Raw genomic sequence first — 15522 nt, 5'->3', positions numbered from 1 at the left:
TTTATAAAAAATTTTTATGCATAACTCTAAACTTTTTTAAAAACCGATCGATATAGTTTTCGTGCGACATGAAGTCGTAACTTAAAACATAAAAGGATTTACAATGAGTTTTCGTATTAACACAAACGTAAACGCACTTAACACACACGCTAACGCAGTTAGCAACAACACTGACCTATCTAAGTCACTTAACAAACTTAGTTCTGGTCTTAGAATTCAAACAGCTGCAGATGACGCTTCAGGTCTATCTATCGCAGATAGCTTAAGAAGCCAAGCTTCAGCTCTAGGTCAAGCTATTGCAAATGGTAATGATGCTATTGGTATCATTCAAGTTGCCGACAAAGCTATGGACGAGCAGCTAAAAGTTCTTGATACTATCAAGACTAAAGCTACTCAATCAGCTCAAGACGGCCAAACAACTCAATCACGCCAAGCATTGCAAGCTGATATCGTTCGTCTAATGGAGGAGCTTGACAATATCGGTAACACTACTTCATTTAACGGTCAGCAACTACTAAACGGAACATTCTCTAATAAAGAGTTCCAAATAGGTGCTTATTCAAACCAAACTGTTAAAGCAAGTATTGGTGCGACTACATCTGACAAGATCGGTCTTACACGTTTTGAGAGTTCAAAACTTCTAACTGGTACAGATAAAGTTAGCCTTAAATTCTTAAGCGTTGATGGTGTAAATGATATTAGTATAGCTTCTACTAAGATATCAACTGGTCTTGGAACTGGTGTTGGTAAATTAGCAGAAAATATCAACAAAACATCTGATAAGACAGGTATTAGAGCTACATTTGATGTAACTAGAACTATGTCAACTTCTATAGTAAGCGTATCTATCAAAAGCTTTGCTATCAACGGCGTTAAAATCGGCGACCTTGATGTAAAAGAAAACGATAGCAACGGCGCATTGGTAAATGCAATCAACGCTGTTAAAGATCAAACAGGTGTTGAAGCTTCTATCAATACAGAAGGCAAAATGGTTCTAACAAGCCGTGACGGTCGTGCGTTTAGTGTTTCAGGTGATAATATCTCAAAAGCAATCGGTATGAAAAAAGACCAAGTTTTCGTTGGCCGTATCAACCTTGTTCGCCTTGATGGTAGAGATATCAAACTATCTGCAAAAGGCGCAGCTGGCGGTGATGCTCTAAAACTAGAGTCAGAAGCTTTCTCAGCAAAAGGTGGTGCTCAAGCTTCAGTTGCTTTAAGAGATGTAAGAGGTCAAATAGACGGCAAACTAGCTAGTGCTATGGGCTTCCAAAGAATGACTAAAGTGCTTACAGTAGCTCAATCAGCTGGTGTAATGACACTAAAAGGCGCAATGGCTGTTATGGACATCGCTGAGTCAGCTCAAAAAACACTTGATCAAGTTCGTTCAGACCTTGGTTCAGTTCAAAACCAACTTCAAGCTACAGTTAACAACATAACTGTAACTCAAGTTAACGTAAAATCAGCAGAATCACAAATCAGGGACGTAGATTTTGCTAGCGAGTCTGCTAACTTCTCAAAGCATAACATCCTAGCTCAATCAGGTGCTTATGCTATGAGTCAAGCAAACAGCGTTCAACAAAACGTAATGAAGCTACTACAATAGTAGGAGCTGAGTGAAGTTTTAAATAGGGCTTTGTTGCAGTAGCAAAGCCTTAATGTGTTAATGCTTTTACAATACGCAAACCCCCAGCCCCAAAGCTAGTCTTTGGGGTTTTAGATATTTTTCCATATTAAGTTAAATTGTAAAAATAGAAAAATTATAGATAACAAGCTCTTGCTTGGTAAAATTTAGTATGAGAAAAAGTGCGTATAAAAAGCGATATATAAATTTATCTAGCTTAGACTAGATAAATTTATACTATTTTATTTGTATTTTTATAGGCTAAAGCCATCATCAACTACGATATTTTGTCCATTTACATATTTTGAAGAATCGCTTAGCAAATACACTAAAGCCCCGCATATATCATTTACATCAAGCATACCTTTTGTGCCACATCTCTTTTTATATTGGCTTAAAAATGGCTCAGGCTGTCCATCTAAAATCCCTCCAGGACTTATGGCATTTACGCGGATATTATCTTTTTTAAACATCTTTGCCATATATTTCGTCATACCAAGAAGGCCATGTTTTACAACTGTATATTCAACTGGAGAGTGCATATTTGTCCCCTCATATGTCTCAAAAGCAGGGGCTCCGATACCTTGAATGGATGAGATGTTTATGATATTACCATAACCTTGTTCCAAGAAGTACTTGATGAAATTTTGCGAGATATTAAAGTATCCACCAAGATGTAAATTTAAAAAAGCATTAAAATCATCCATATCGATCTCAAAAAATTTCTTACCGTAATTTTTACTTTTTGGATAGGCATTATTTACTAATGCGTCTATGTGCCCATACTTTGAGTGCAAGAAGTTTATAGCCTCATTGATAGAATTTGCATCACTGATATCAATTTGCAAAACCTCGATCCTTGCATCTTTTTGCGAGCTTGTAATCTCATCTTTTAATAAATTTGCCCTTTTTGTATCAACATCTGCTATCACACCAATTCCATTTTGGTTAGCAATCGCTCTTATGAAAGCACTTCCTATCCTGCCAGCCCCTCCAGTAACTACTACGACCTTATCTGTTAGCATTTTTTTCCTTCATTATAAACTCTACAAATTTAAAATCAAGCTCACAATCTATATCAATCGATCTATCTTCATCCATCACATAAAGTCCAGTTTTTGGTAGAAATAAAGTATCGTTATTTAATAAAACTTCACGCTTCCATATGTAAATAGAAGCGTTCATATCATAAGTTTTTGGTGCATCTTGACGGCGCAAAATAGCATTTGGTAAAGTTTTTGCAAGTGCTACGTGTCCATCTAGATAAATTTCAACTAGGTTAAAATATGGACTTCTTCTGCTTGGCATAGCGGTTATTAGGTTGTCATTATCATCACGCAAAAACTGCTCAAAAGAATTTGTTATGTCACTCACATCACGAAGCGGGGCTGTCGCATCAAGGTCGATCTCATAGTCAAATTTACGTCCGTAATGTTCCTCACTTTTTAAAAAAGCATCTTTTATAACATCAAGTTTTCCTGCCGTATCGCTAGCCATAGCAGCATCTCTTTTAAAAAAGACCTCCGCACCGTACTTTATAGCTGCTTCTGCTATCAGGTCACTATCTGTGCTAATAACAATATGCTCAAACAAATTTGATGCTATTGCCTGCTCTATAGTGTGGGCTATAAGTGGCTTACCACAAAGCTCACGCACATTTTTACCTTTTACCCCTTTACTACCGCCTCTTGCGCATATCGTACATAAAACATTACTCATTGTTTTGCCTTTGAATTTGATCTATCGCGTCCATCACATCTAGCCCCTCATCAAAGCTACAAATATATTTTTGCTCACCCAAAACATCTTTATGCATAGCTAAAAACATCTCATTTCTTGCCAAATTTGGCATGTTATAAATTTGCTTACTACCATCTTGCCTAGTAAGTGTGCCTGCTATAAAGTCAAGCTCATATGTAGAGCCTTCGCACTCCACCCGCAAGCTTCTATGCGTTATATGGCTTAGATAGTCGATACTTAAATTTGCTATGGCATCCATTTTAGTCCTACCAAAAACCACACATAGATCATCGCTTGTTATCTCTAAATTTGAAATTTTACCTTGAAAGCTCTTTAGGCTTTCAAATTTACCGCATAACCACATGGTGTAGTCTAGCTCATGGCTAAGATCTAGCAAGACACCGCCACCTTTTTCTTTGCTAGCACTATAGCACTTTCTATAGTCGCCACTTCGCCAACTTGGTAGATACTGACCGCAATTAGCATTTAGATATAAAATTTTCTCGTTTTTTAAAAACTCTTTTAGCTTTTGTAAGAGCGGATGAAATCTCAGTACATAGCCTACAAAAATTTTATTATTTTTAGGTGTAAAACTATATTTTTTTTCAAATAATGGCTTTTCGCAAAGTATGATCTTGCCACTAACTCTTTCATCTATAAATTTCAAATTTTCTAGATGCAAAAATGTGGGAGTCGCTATGACGAAGTAGTCAAACTTGTCTAAATTTGAGACCTCTTCTAAGCTTTTGTAGCAAATTTTATCAGCCACATCTTGGCTAGTGACTAGGCAAATTTCATCTATCTGTGCTAAAGTCTCTAAGACCTCGCAGTGTCTTTTGCCGATCGAGCCATAGCCTACAACAAGAGCTTTCATCTAAAATATCTTTGCGTATTCTTCATTTGCCTTTTGATACTCTTCAAGGCGTCCTATGTCTATCCAGTACTCATGTATCGGAAAAGAGATTACATTTTTATTTTGAGCTATTGCCTTTTCAAAGAGCGTAGGCATATCATAAAACTCATCTTGTGGGATCAGATCTAAAATTTCAGGTGAGAGCATATATATCCCAGCACTTACGAAAAATTTCTGTACTGGTTTTTCTGCGATAGCAGTTATTTTATTATCATTCATCTTTACCACGCCGTAAGGAACCTCGTAGTCGTACTCTCTGACGCACATTGTAGCTGTAGCTTTATTTAGCGTGTGATAGTTAAAAATGTGCTCGAAATTTACATTTGTAAGAAGATCGCCGTTCATTACGAAAAATGGCTCACTTGGACGCTCTTTTAGCAAGCTTAATGCCCCTGCTGTGCCCATCCTTTTTTCTTCTAAAACATAGTCTATATTTACGCCAAATTCTTTTCCGTCGCCAAAATAGTCTCTAATGATACTTGCATTAAAATTTACACACATTGTGATATTTACAAAGCCATACTCTGCAAATTTCTCGACTATCGTCTGAAGGATCGGCTTGTTTCCAACCTTTAGCATCGGCTTTGGCGTATCTTGCGTGAGTGGTCTAAGCCTAGTGCCAAGGCCTCCTACCATTAGGATAACTCTATTTGTCTTGCCAACTGGCTTAATAATATCTTCTATGTCTTCTATACCTACAAGCTTGCCGAGCTCGTCAACCAATGGAATTTTATGAAGTTTTTTAGCAAGTGCTATCTTTAAAATAGACTCTTTAGTATCACCGACACTTGCTATACTTGGGCTCTTGTGCACCACTAGACTGACGCTACTATTTAGATCAAGGCCGTTTAGCAAACCGCGTCTGATGTCACCATCTGTTACCGTGCCTACTAGAGCATCGTTTTCATCAACAACGATGGCGATTTGAAGCCCTCCGTTGTTGATAGTCTGCAAGGCATCTTTAATGGTTGAATTTATACTTAGTTTTATATCGTTTACTATTCTCATTTTATACCTATATCATAAAATTTCTTTTTCAAAATACCATCAAGCTTGATCTCTTTTAAAATTTTAACCATTTTTTTGCTTGGATTGCCACCATCATAAGGGTTGATCGTATCTTTTAAAGTTTGTTCAAATTCTTTTGAATACGCTCTTTTGATAGCAGCTAAAATTTCTTCTTTCGCAGGCCTAACATCTATCACACTGCTAGCTCGAGCACGTCCTTTTTGGCGGTCGCCTATATTTATGGTGGCCTTTTTAAAGCTTGGAACTTCCAAAAGGCCACTTGAGCTATTTCCCAGGACGATATCAACAAATTTTATTGCGCTTAGGTATCTTAGCTGTCCAAGTGAGACAAAAGCCACGGCCTTTTGTGGGTTTTGTCTCACATACTCATCTATCATTTTATTTATCACATCGCCATCTGTATCGCTATTTGCCTTTGTGAAGATAAAATTTGTATCATCTAGTTCATCAAGTGCTTTTAAAAGCTCATTAAACTGCTCTCTTGCACTACTATTTTCAAGTGTAGCTGGGTGAAAAGTGATGAGGATATTTTTTTTAGCAAGCTTAAATTTTATAGATTTTTCAAACTCATCTTTGTTTAGTAAATTTAGCTTTTTTATATTTTCTATGCCAGGACCACCAACATTAAAAACTCTACCAGGCTCTTCGCCAAGCTGAATTATGCGGTTTGCATACTCATTTGTAGCTGCAAAATGTATATGGCTCATCTTTGTTATGCTGTGTCTAAAAGCTTCGTCAAATGCTCCTTGTGTGGTCTCACCGCCATGGATATGTGCCATTGGTATCTGCATGATACTAGCAACACCTGCTACACCAAATATCTCATATCTATCGCCAAGAAGCACCAATATATCAGGCTTAAGCTCAGCTAATGCCAGAGCAAATTTCTCATAAATTCTTGCCATCTCAGCGCAAATATCAAGACTTGTATGCGAACTACTTAAAATTTCTATCTTTTTATCTATCTTAAATTCTTTTTCTATCTCTTTGTATGTGAGTCCAAACTCGGGACTTAGGTGCATGCCAGTAACAATAAGCTGAAGCTTAAGCTCACTATCTGCCTCGATCTCTTTTAAGAGCCAGTAAAGCAGGCCATATTCAGCTCTAGTGCTTGTCACTACACAAATTTTTCTCATATCAGTTCATCTCGTTTATAGTCTTTTTGTGAAATTTGCCCGATCACCTCATCCCACCTCATAGGATTTATGCCATCTCCTGGGCGTTTTACGCAGATATTTTGCTCGCTAAAAATTTCACCCTTTTTTATATCTCGTTTTGCTACAATCGACTTTCTAGCTATTTTGATATTTTCGCTCTCGCTTTTGCTAAAGTGCTTTAGTCCGTCTCCAAGGGCTAGCTCGATATTTCTTATGGCTTCAACCATAGCCGATAGCTCATCTAGCTCAAGGCTAGCCTTATGATCAGGTCCAGGCAGGCTCTTATCAAGTGTAAAGTGCTTTTCTATGATCTTTGCGCCCATCGCAACCGCTGCGATATCAACCTCGATGCCAAGGGTATGATCACTATATCCGACCTCAAGCCCAAAGGCATTTTTAAGAGTTATCATCGCCTTTAAATTTACATCCTCCATCGGCGTTGGATACTGCGTATTTGCATGAAGAAGGCTTATGTTTTCACGCTTTGTACCGCTTTTTACAAGTACTTCTATCGCAGCTTCCACCTCGCCTAAATTTGCCATTCCGGTTGAGAGAATGATCTTTTTATTGAGCCCGCCTATCTGCCTAAGATATGGCAAATTTGTTATCTCGCCACTTGGGATTTTAAATATGCTAAGCCCCAGCTCGTCAAGAAGTTTTATGCTGTCGCTATCAAAAGGAGTTGAGAGAAAAGTGATATTTTTTTCTTTGCAGTAGGCTATAAGCTCTTTATGCGTGCTCTCGTCTAGTTCAAGCTTTTTTATCATCTCAAACTGGCTTTCATTTTTATCGGTAGTTTCTTTTTGATAGCTAGCCTTTTGCGCGTTTTTTGAAACAAGATTTTGAGCCTTAAATGTCTGAAATTTCACCGCATTAGCGCCAGCACTAGCTGCTACATCAATCATTTTTTTGGCTAAATTTATATCGCCATTGTGATTAACCCCAGCCTCAGCTATGATAAAAACTCTATTTGACATCAAATTTCCTTTAAAATGCTAGTTTTAAGCCTTTATAAAAGCGTTTTTCTCCAAGCTTCTCATCACGCTAGTTCCGCCGCCTATGATAGAACTTTCGCCTATCACGATATACTCTTTGCTGGTTGCATTGCTACCAAAAAATGTCTCATCTTGCACGACAACGCCACCATTTACCACACTTGCTGTTGAGATATGGCAGTGATCGCCGATAGTTGCGTCATGCTCCACAAGCGCTTTTGTGTTTATGATGCAGTTTTTGCCGACATTTGCACCAGCGTTGATCAAGGCATGATGCATCACAACCGTTCCCTCACCTACACTTGCATGCTTCGAGATATACGCAAGCGGAGAGATGATGGCTGGAAGGTAAAAACCTATCTCTTTTAGTAGTGCAAACAGCCTTTTTCTAGGCTCACTACTTTTTATCTGCCCAACCGTCACCACAGCATTTTTGCATGATTTAAAAACCTCAGCCAGATCATCATCGCCACCGATGATCTCGTAGCCAAGCACCTTTTTGCCAATATTTTCTGCCGTATCTATGATACCAATTATATTAAATTTAGCCTCGCTCTCGATGACATCTATCACACTTTTGCAGTGTCCGCCGCCACCTACTAAAACTATATCTTGCACGGCTAAACTCTCGCGCTACTTGGGATATTTACTATCCTATCGCTTAGAAATTTAGCATTTTTTAGCTCATCTCTTTGGCAGTCCTTAAACATATCAAGCTCATTCATAAGCTGCCAGATAGGACGTGTGAAAACGCCATTTTCATTACTAAATTTCAAAAACTCGTCTCGTTTTTCACGGCTTTCAAAGAGCACCGCATTTAGCCAAAAATTTGACCTAGCGTCCGCTGGCTCATCTATAAATTTCACATCATCAAATTTAGAAAAATACTCTTTATAAATCATCGCAAGCTCGCGTTTGCTCTTTAAAAATAGCTCCAAATTTTCAAGCTGCGCCACAAGCAGGGCCGCATTTAAATTTGGCAAGCGGTAGTTGTAGCCGATCTCGCTGTGACGATACTCAAAAGGATGTGGCACCTTGGCCGTTGTGGTGATAAATTTAGCGTGCTTTGCTATCTCCTCATCGTTTGTGATGATAGCTCCGCCACCTCCACTTGTGACGATCTTATTGCCATTAAAGCTCATGGCTGCAAGCTTGCCAAAATTCCCTGTATGAGTGCCTTTGTAGTAGCTACCAAGGCTCTCAGCGCAGTCTTCTACTAAAGCAATGTTCCAACGCTTACAAATTTCAGCTATCTCATCTATCTTGCAAGGCAGTCCAAAAGTGTGCATAGGCACGCAGGCACGCACTATCCTGCCGCTAGTTTTATTTACACATTTGCCGCCTTTCAGCTCGCAGTTTTTCTCCAAAAACGCACTAAGTGACGCTGGCGACATACCAAGCGTATCAAGATCAACGTCCACAAAAACCGGCTTTGCAAAAAGGTAGCTAATGGCGTTGCAAGTGGCTATAAAAGTAACTGGCTGGGTGATCACTTCGTCATTTTGCTCTACACCAGCTAGTTTTAGGCAGATGTGAAGCGCCGAGGTGCCATTTGTCGTGGCAACTGCAAATTTAGCACCGACCATTTGAGCTAGCTTACTCTCAAACTCATCGACAAATTTGCCGACACTTGAGACAAAGCTAGAGTCGATACACTCAAGTAGATATTTTTTCTCATTGCCTATAAATTTAGGCTCGTGAAGCGGGACTTTGTCCTTGCCAAAAGTGCTTTTTATAAATTTCAAAACCTCGTCAAAATCACATCTTTTCATCGAGATATTTTCCTGTTTCTTTATGCATAAAATTTGGTATGAGCTCGAAAACTTCGTGCAAAACGTCCTCTTTGCTCCATGCTAAGCCTGATTTTAAATTTAAGATATTGTTTTTGAAAATTTCTAGCTTTTCGCCATCAAAATTTGCATCATTTTTAACTATGCCGATATTTTGAAGTCTTTGCATATCAAGCCTCTCGCCATCAACAAAAAACTCCTCATAGTCCTTCTCTCCAGTCGTATCGCTAGGCGCAAAAAGACAAGGATAAAAGCCATCTTTTGGAAGCACTTTTGCAAGCTTTCTAGCCTCCTCCTCATTTTCACACAAAAATGGCTTGTAACCCAAATTTGCCAAGTATCGCTTAGCTATCTCACTAAATGTTATGAGGTCTAAATTTTCATCTAATTTTGGGAAAAATATATCTCTATTTTCTCCAAAAATGGTGCTTAAAAGGCAGAGCTCACCGCTCTCTTTTGGCGTTAAAAAGTAGCGTCTGACGTCGTTTGGAGCGACTATGGGCTGAGCCTTTTCTATGCGTTTTTGAAAGCCAAAAAGAAGCGAGCCATCGCTAAATGCCACGTTGGCAAATCTAGCCATCGAGACATCTATCTCTAAAGAGTGCCTAAACGCAAACATCTCCATGATGCGCTTGCTAGCTCCCATTAAATTTACAGGGTTTGCGGCCTTGTCGGTGCTAACGCAGAAATATTTTTTTGACTTCATACACATAGCTTGAGCCAGCGTTTTGTCGGTATTAAAGATATTTGTTTCAAGCATTCTCATGAGTGTAAATGGGTCTTTTTCGCTTCTAACGTGCTTTAGAGCTGATAAATTTAGCACGTAGTCAAACCCACCATTTTGCGCTAAAAGTGCGTCAAATTCGGCACTTGCAACATCTATGGCAAAAGTTTTAAAGTCACCATTTATATATCCAAACTCACTTCTTATGTCACGCACTAGCTCGACAAGGTTGTTTTCAGAAATATCAACGACGTAGAGTTTTTTGGGATCTCTTATAAAGATCTCTTTTGTCACGGCAGACCCTATCGAGCCAGCACCGCCGATAACTAGAAAGCTTGAGCTTGAAACTATCTCTTTTAGGTCTTTATCAAGTGCATTTATATCATCTTCAAAGAGGTTTTTTGTGCGACCTATTAAGCTTAATATATCCATTATTAGTCTTCTTTTGGAAAGATTCCACGTTTTTTAAGTTCTTTTATAAGAGGTTTAGAGGCTTCTTTTGTTGTTTCTATATCAGCATTTATGCCACCAGCCGCTGAAAATAGCCAGTATTTATGCGCATTTGCCCATTCAAATAACTTATCTATCTTTTCTTTGTTTGTGTCACTTGGTGCTACAGAAATTTTAGCAAGCTCTAGCTCCTGGTAGAAAACCGATATCATAAAAACATTTTGTATGTATTTCATATACTTTCTTTTTGATATAAAGTCTTTAGCTTTGTCTACTTTTTTAACTATTTTTAAAAGTTCATCAAAATGCTTTTGAGTTATCTTGTCTTGTTCTCTTAGTAAATTTAACTCATCTATCCTAGGAGTAACTTCTAAAAATACTTTTTCAAGCTCTTTTTTCAAAAAGGTTTGCATTTTTATCTTTTCTTGTATCACTTTATAAGCTCTAAGCATATCGTTATTTGTTGTTTTTTCGCTATTTTTTGGTATGTTTGGCAGTTTCTTTTCTTTTTTATCTGCACAAAGCTCTTTCATAACCTCCAAAAATGGTCTTTCTATTGTTCCTTCTATCCTTGCACCGCCTTCAGTACAGTTATATGATGTTATATTCTCGAGTTTAGACTGTTCGATATCATTTTCAAATTGATTTTTAAATAGCGTCCAAACATAAGTTGTTCGTACTTCACCTTCGCCACCATAAGCTGTGATATATAAATTTTCATCCGGCTGAGCTATAGTATGACCTTTTGCATGACTTGCCCCATCTTTTCCAAAAGCAAGATCTTGGCCTATAAAAACAATATTTTTATGCCCTAATACATAAGCAAGCTGATAAGCCATGTTTGCACAACTATGCCCGACACCCAAATAGCCATATTTTCTTAAACCAAACATCTTCTCTTCATGCTGTGGCTTCATGGTAAGTACCAAGCGTCTTGGTAAGATATTTTTTACGCTTTGCGTGTGGGTCACAGAAGAGATAACAAAATGTATATCCTCATCAACGTCTGGGTATTCTTTCTCAAAAAAGGTGGATGTCGGTATCATACGCTCGATAGACGTAACATAGTCAGGCTTTATGCCATTTCTAGCAAGTATTGGGTATGAGGCATCGACACTAATAATACTTACATAAGGTGCAAATTTTTTAAGTGTCTCTAGTTGTTTGTCTAAACTTGGGCCGGTTGAAACAATTATAGCCGTATCAACTAGCTTATGTCTCTTTTTGATTAGATCATGGTAGCAATAGTTTTTAAGCATCTCTGGCAAATTTTCTATATTTTGCCTTGTACCTATCAAAAGATCGTCTATAGAGTTACCATGTGCTATAACTATATGAGAAAATGCCTCTGCGAATTTTTTGTTTATATCTATATAGTCATCTGAAAACTGATCATAAAATTTAGAGTGTATTATTAGATTATATGTCTTTGAGTAGGGTTCTAACTCAGCGTTTACTATAAGATAGTGAAACTGTGTGTGAGTTGTAAATTCTGAGAAAAATAGCACTATCTGCTCTTTTTCTAACTCTTCAGATAGATCGATCAAATTTAAAACGCTATAAATTATTTCAATCTCTGGTTCAATGATAGCAATGCTTTTATGTGTCACATTTTTTGCTAGAGCTTTATAAAGTACGCCATTTCCAAGACCATAGAAAAAAAGACCTGGGTATCTTTTGTATTTTTTTTCTATCTCATCAAGCATCTTATATGTCTCTTCGACAGGATTTTCATATATGGATTCAGACGTCTCTTTGTTTATGATATTTATATCCAAAGGATCATTTTTTCCTAAAACTATCTCATATTTATTTTGGGATGTCATGCTAAATAATCTAGCAGCTAAGACTTCGTCTTGTTGAAATAACGCTTGTAGGTTCTTTTCAAAGATCGGATTTATTATACCGTTTAGCTTTGTTTCTTTTGTCTGTTTAGCCGCTTTTTTACTTTTTTTCTCTGACATGTATATCCTTATATTTGAGCTTGATTTATGTTCTAGTTTATAAATTTTTAAGCAAAAGCTGTGCCAAATTTAAAATTTGTTTATCAAAGCTCTGCTCTTTCTAGCTTCTATTTCGTCAAAATTTCGTTATTGTTTAGGGTTTTTATAAAAAGTGGGCGATAAATTTAGCCTTTGCAAAGTCGCAAAGGCATGAAAATTACTTCAAAATTCTAGGTAGTGTGATGCCTTCTTGGGCTTGGTATTTGCCATTTTTATCAGCATAAGTCACCTCGCAAGGCTCATCACCCTCGATAAATAGCACCTGTGCGATGCCCTCGTTTGCATAAATTTTTGCAGGAAGTGGTGTCGTGTTTGAGATCTCTATCGTGATATGCCCCTTAAATCCCGGCTCAAAAGGCGTCACATTTACGATGATGCCGCATCTTGCGTATGTGCTCTTGCCAAGGCAGATCGCTAGCACGTTATCAGGCATGTTAAAGTATTCGATAGTGCGTGCTAAAGCAAAAGAATTTGGCGGCACGATGCAGACATCGCCCTTAAAATCGACCACATTTTTCTCATCAAAATTCTTTGGATCAACGACGGTTCCGCCGATGTTTGTGAAAATTTTAAACTCATCGCCCACGCGGATATCATAGCCATAGCTAGAAACGCCATAACTAACGACGCCGCGGCCCACTTGCTCCTCGGCAAATGGCACGATCATCTTCTTTTCAACCGACATTTTCCTTATCCAAGAGTCTGATTTTAAACCCATTTTTGCTCCTTTTTTGGGGCGATTATAACGCTTTGCGTCTTTAAAGTAAATTTAATGGCACTTTGCAGTAAAACTAGTATAATTTTGAGAGCAAAATTTCATAAAGGACAAAAATGCAAGAGAGAAACGCAGAAATTTTCACTGGCGAGCGAGCGATGTTTGGCGCAAAAGGGGCAAAATTTATAAACTGCATCTTTGAAGAAGGCGAGTCACCGCTAAAGCACAGCTCAAATTTAGAGCTAAATGAGTGCGTTTTTGCCTACAAGTATCCGCTCTGGTATGCAAGCTACATCACTATAAATGGCGGCTACCTCGAGCCTTTGGCAAGGGCTGGCATGTGGTACAGCACAAATTTAAGCTTTAAAGACGTGCTCATAAATGCGCCAAAAAGCTTTAGAAAAAGCTCGCAAATTTTACTTGAAAATGTAAGTTTCTCAGACGCCGCCGAGACACTTTGGGGCTGCTCAGACGTGAAGATAAAAAACGTCTTTGCAAAAGGGGATTACTTCGGGGCAAATAGCGAAAATTTGGAGGTTGATGGGCTAAGCTTGGACGGCAACTACTGCTTTGATAGCTGCAAAAACCTTCTCATCACAAACTCAAAGCTCATCTCAAAAGACGCCTTTTGGAACTGTGAAAACGTGCTCGCGCAAAACTGCTTCATCTCAGGTGAATACCTAGCTTGGAACGCTAAAAATGTGACGCTCATAAACTGCACGATAAAGAGCTTGCAAGCCCTTTGCTACGTAGAAAATTTGGTCGTGAAAGATTGCACTTTTATGGATACAAGCCTTGCTTTTGAATATTCAAGCGTCGATGTGAGCACAAAAAGCAGCATAAAAAGCGTGAAAAATCCAAAAAGTGGCGTCATAAGAGCTGGCAAGATAGAGGAGATCATCATAAACGGCAGTTTGGTTGATGCAAGCAAGATAAAGATAATCACCGATGAAATTTAGACAAAATTTGAAGGAATAAAATGCAAAATGAAAAATTTAGAGCGAAATTTAGTATAAAAAATGATGCTAAATTTAAAAAGCTACTACGCGAAGTCTCACGCACCGTCTATAAAAAGAATAAATTTGTATTTTTAATGAGAATGATTGAACTACCATTTGCTGCGCTATGTGGAGTAGCTTTGGTTGTGCTTTTTGACATTTCTGGGCACGAGTTAATAGTATATTCTGACATGGACGATGTCTCTACTTTGGCAAGAAATTTAGCCATCGTTTTGTGCGTTGGCATAGTCTTGCTCTATATTTATGCGGCCGTCGTTAAGCCGGTTTTATTTACTAGAGCCATTTACTCAAACATCGATGTTGAGCGCGAGCAGAAGATCGTTATATATGATGATGAGGTCTTGTTTATCACAAAAAATAGCACGGTTCATTTTTCGTTTAGTGCGTTTCTTGGCACTTGTGAAACGGATGATTTTGTAGCTTTGATCTTAAAAGAAGGCTCATTCTTATATATCCCAAAAGAGTCACTAAATGAAAAAGCGCAAGAAATTTTGGAATTTCTAAAAGAAAAGATAGACCAAATTTAGTAACAAATTTTTAGGCGTTATGAATTAAATTTGCTGGCTATATTCAGAATAAAATCTCTAAAAATATAGAGATCATCACGGATGAAATTTGATTTGTTTTTAAAAAAACATTTGCTACACAACTTAAATTTCTAAAGCCGAAATAGCTCGCTAATAAAAGATCTTACAAATTTCGTAAAATTTAATAACTTTTATCCTAAGAAGTAGTAAAATAGTTACACTTTTTTGATCGGAAATGATATGAAATTTAAAGATTTTAAAGAAAAAAACAGTAGTAACTATGACTTTTTCACAGCTGATGAGATGAGCTATAAAGAATTTGTGCAACTAAGCTTTAAAGAGTTTTTAACTAGCGATAGTGGCTCAAAGTGGCAGCTTGACATAGATGATAAAAGGTTTAACTCATTTCCAAATTTCACCCAAAAACATCAAATTTGCATATCGAATTTAGACTATGAAGATAATGTTTTTCAGTTTAGAATTTGCTCTGAAAACAACGTATCAAGCCTTGGCTACCGCATGTTTACGAGCTTTGATAGCGCGCATAAAGACTTTGTCACAGACGATATCAAGCACTCTGATGAGGTTATGATGAGTCTAAAACTTGGCGAGCTTAAAGAGTTTCCTTGCATATCAAAATGTGGCTGGTGGATCAAAGATATCTGGCGAGACATGTATCCTATCTTAGACGAGACTAACAGCGAGGACTTTGTGGCTGGCATTATAAAAAACGAATTTACCAAAAAGATGACCGAGATAAACGAATGCCTAAAAAACGCTCAAGATAGCGGCAAGCTTGACGAAGTGATCGCCAAACTAAAAGCTAAAATCAACTGAAT

At 37.8% G+C, this 15522-nt stretch carries 15 protein-coding genes; 4 read left to right on the top strand and 11 right to left on the bottom strand.

Going from position 1 to position 15522, the window contains the following annotated elements:
* Positions 1 to 103 precede the first annotated feature (103 nt).
* The gene (locus tag F3G88_RS08870; protein ID WP_148823602.1) at positions 104 to 1603 is read left to right on the top strand and encodes a flagellin B; all 1500 of its coding nucleotides are present in this window, start codon (positions 104 to 106) and stop codon (positions 1601 to 1603) included.
* Between the two features lie 272 nt (positions 1604 to 1875).
* Here F3G88_RS08870 and F3G88_RS08865 read toward each other — a convergent pair whose 3' ends face one another.
* The 11 genes from F3G88_RS08865 to dcd all read right to left on the bottom strand — a co-directional run bounded on the left by F3G88_RS08865 (position 1876) and on the right by dcd (position 13140).
* Positions 1876 to 2646 (bottom strand): oxidoreductase, encoded by a 771-nt coding sequence (locus F3G88_RS08865; RefSeq protein ID WP_103574258.1) that lies wholly within the window; start codon positions 2644 to 2646, stop codon positions 1876 to 1878.
* Complete coding sequence (locus F3G88_RS08860) at positions 2633 to 3340, bottom strand: acylneuraminate cytidylyltransferase family protein (RefSeq protein ID WP_103574257.1); 708 nt, start codon at positions 3338 to 3340, stop codon at positions 2633 to 2635. Before F3G88_RS08860 ends, F3G88_RS08865 begins: the two co-directional genes overlap by 14 nt.
* On the bottom strand, positions 3333 to 4235 hold the full coding sequence (locus tag F3G88_RS08855) for a Gfo/Idh/MocA family protein (RefSeq protein WP_103574256.1): 903 nt from the start codon (positions 4233 to 4235) through the stop codon (positions 3333 to 3335). The genes F3G88_RS08860 and F3G88_RS08855 overlap by 8 nt, the downstream gene beginning before the upstream one ends.
* Positions 4236 to 5282, bottom strand: a complete 1047-nt coding sequence (locus tag F3G88_RS08850) for a nucleotidyltransferase family protein (RefSeq protein WP_103574255.1) — start codon at positions 5280 to 5282, stop codon at positions 4236 to 4238. It lies immediately after the preceding gene.
* Complete coding sequence (neuC, locus tag F3G88_RS08845) at positions 5279 to 6439, bottom strand: UDP-N-acetylglucosamine 2-epimerase (protein ID WP_103574254.1); 1161 nt, start codon at positions 6437 to 6439, stop codon at positions 5279 to 5281. The genes F3G88_RS08850 and neuC overlap by 4 nt, the downstream gene beginning before the upstream one ends.
* Positions 6436 to 7437 (bottom strand): N-acetylneuraminate synthase, encoded by a 1002-nt coding sequence (gene neuB / locus F3G88_RS08840; protein WP_149715962.1) that lies wholly within the window; start codon positions 7435 to 7437, stop codon positions 6436 to 6438. The genes neuC and neuB overlap by 4 nt, the downstream gene beginning before the upstream one ends.
* Before the next feature lie 24 nt (positions 7438 to 7461).
* Complete coding sequence (locus F3G88_RS08835; protein ID WP_103574252.1) at positions 7462 to 8073, bottom strand: NeuD/PglB/VioB family sugar acetyltransferase; 612 nt, start codon at positions 8071 to 8073, stop codon at positions 7462 to 7464.
* A gap of 2 nt (positions 8074 to 8075) precedes the next feature.
* Positions 8076 to 9227, bottom strand: coding sequence for a LegC family aminotransferase (locus F3G88_RS08830; protein WP_149715961.1), 1152 nt, complete (start codon positions 9225 to 9227; stop codon positions 8076 to 8078).
* The gene (locus tag F3G88_RS08825; RefSeq protein WP_317454239.1) at positions 9214 to 10401 is read right to left on the bottom strand and encodes a UDP-N-acetylglucosamine 4,6-dehydratase; all 1188 of its coding nucleotides are present in this window, start codon (positions 10399 to 10401) and stop codon (positions 9214 to 9216) included. Before F3G88_RS08825 ends, F3G88_RS08830 begins: the two co-directional genes overlap by 14 nt.
* 2 nt (positions 10402 to 10403) lie before the next feature.
* Positions 10404 to 12383, bottom strand: a complete 1980-nt coding sequence (locus tag F3G88_RS08820) for a motility associated factor glycosyltransferase family protein (RefSeq protein ID WP_149715959.1) — start codon at positions 12381 to 12383, stop codon at positions 10404 to 10406.
* A gap of 196 nt (positions 12384 to 12579) precedes the next feature.
* Positions 12580 to 13140 carry a dCTP deaminase gene (dcd, locus tag F3G88_RS08815; RefSeq protein WP_002939953.1) on the bottom strand — a complete coding sequence of 187 codons (561 nt, stop codon included), beginning with the start codon at positions 13138 to 13140 and terminating at the stop codon, positions 12580 to 12582.
* Positions 13141 to 13253: 113 nt separating this feature from the next.
* On the opposite strand from dcd, the gene F3G88_RS08810 reads away from it, so the two are divergent.
* The 3 genes from F3G88_RS08810 to F3G88_RS08800 all read left to right on the top strand — a co-directional run bounded on the left by F3G88_RS08810 (position 13254) and on the right by F3G88_RS08800 (position 15520).
* Positions 13254 to 14096 (top strand): DUF3737 family protein, encoded by an 843-nt coding sequence (locus tag F3G88_RS08810; RefSeq protein WP_149715958.1) that lies wholly within the window; start codon positions 13254 to 13256, stop codon positions 14094 to 14096.
* A gap of 20 nt (positions 14097 to 14116) precedes the next feature.
* Positions 14117 to 14683: a YcxB family protein gene (locus tag F3G88_RS08805; protein ID WP_149715957.1), complete on the top strand. Its 567-nt coding sequence runs from the start codon at positions 14117 to 14119 to the stop codon at positions 14681 to 14683.
* A gap of 240 nt (positions 14684 to 14923) precedes the next feature.
* Complete coding sequence (locus F3G88_RS08800; RefSeq protein WP_103559022.1) at positions 14924 to 15520, top strand: effector protein; 597 nt, start codon at positions 14924 to 14926, stop codon at positions 15518 to 15520.
* Positions 15521 to 15522 lie beyond the last annotated feature (2 nt).

This window comes from Campylobacter concisus (assembly GCF_902460675.1).
Lineage (GTDB): Bacteria > Campylobacterota > Campylobacteria > Campylobacterales > Campylobacteraceae > Campylobacter_A > Campylobacter_A concisus_AJ.
This window is presented reverse-complemented; position numbering and strand designations above follow the sequence as displayed.

What these genes read in the sequence shown, in the direction of transcription:
- neuC (WP_103574254.1), bottom strand. Translation starts at nt 6,439, where the DNA reads ATGAGAAAAATTTGTGTAGTGACAAGCACTAGAGCTGAATATGGCCTG.
- F3G88_RS08855 (WP_103574256.1), bottom strand. Translation starts at nt 4,235, where the DNA reads ATGAAAGCTCTTGTTGTAGGCTATGGCTCGATCGGCAAAAGACACTGC.
- F3G88_RS08830 (WP_149715961.1), bottom strand. Translation starts at nt 9,227, where the DNA reads ATGAAAAGATGTGATTTTGACGAGGTTTTGAAATTTATAAAAAGCACT.
- F3G88_RS08810 (WP_149715958.1), top strand. Translation starts at nt 13,254, where the DNA reads ATGCAAGAGAGAAACGCAGAAATTTTCACTGGCGAGCGAGCGATGTTT.
- F3G88_RS08805 (WP_149715957.1), top strand. Translation starts at nt 14,117, where the DNA reads ATGCAAAATGAAAAATTTAGAGCGAAATTTAGTATAAAAAATGATGCT.
- F3G88_RS08825 (WP_317454239.1), bottom strand. Translation starts at nt 10,401, where the DNA reads ATGGATATATTAAGCTTAATAGGTCGCACAAAAAACCTCTTTGAAGAT.
- F3G88_RS08820 (WP_149715959.1), bottom strand. Translation starts at nt 12,383, where the DNA reads ATGTCAGAGAAAAAAAGTAAAAAAGCGGCTAAACAGACAAAAGAAACA.
- dcd (WP_002939953.1), bottom strand. Translation starts at nt 13,140, where the DNA reads ATGGGTTTAAAATCAGACTCTTGGATAAGGAAAATGTCGGTTGAAAAG.
- neuB (WP_149715962.1), bottom strand. Translation starts at nt 7,437, where the DNA reads ATGTCAAATAGAGTTTTTATCATAGCTGAGGCTGGGGTTAATCACAAT.
- F3G88_RS08860 (WP_103574257.1), bottom strand. Translation starts at nt 3,340, where the DNA reads ATGAGTAATGTTTTATGTACGATATGCGCAAGAGGCGGTAGTAAAGGG.
- F3G88_RS08870 (WP_148823602.1), top strand. Translation starts at nt 104, where the DNA reads ATGAGTTTTCGTATTAACACAAACGTAAACGCACTTAACACACACGCT.
- F3G88_RS08850 (WP_103574255.1), bottom strand. Translation starts at nt 5,282, where the DNA reads ATGAGAATAGTAAACGATATAAAACTAAGTATAAATTCAACCATTAAA.
- F3G88_RS08800 (WP_103559022.1), top strand. Translation starts at nt 14,924, where the DNA reads ATGAAATTTAAAGATTTTAAAGAAAAAAACAGTAGTAACTATGACTTT.
- F3G88_RS08865 (WP_103574258.1), bottom strand. Translation starts at nt 2,646, where the DNA reads ATGCTAACAGATAAGGTCGTAGTAGTTACTGGAGGGGCTGGCAGGATA.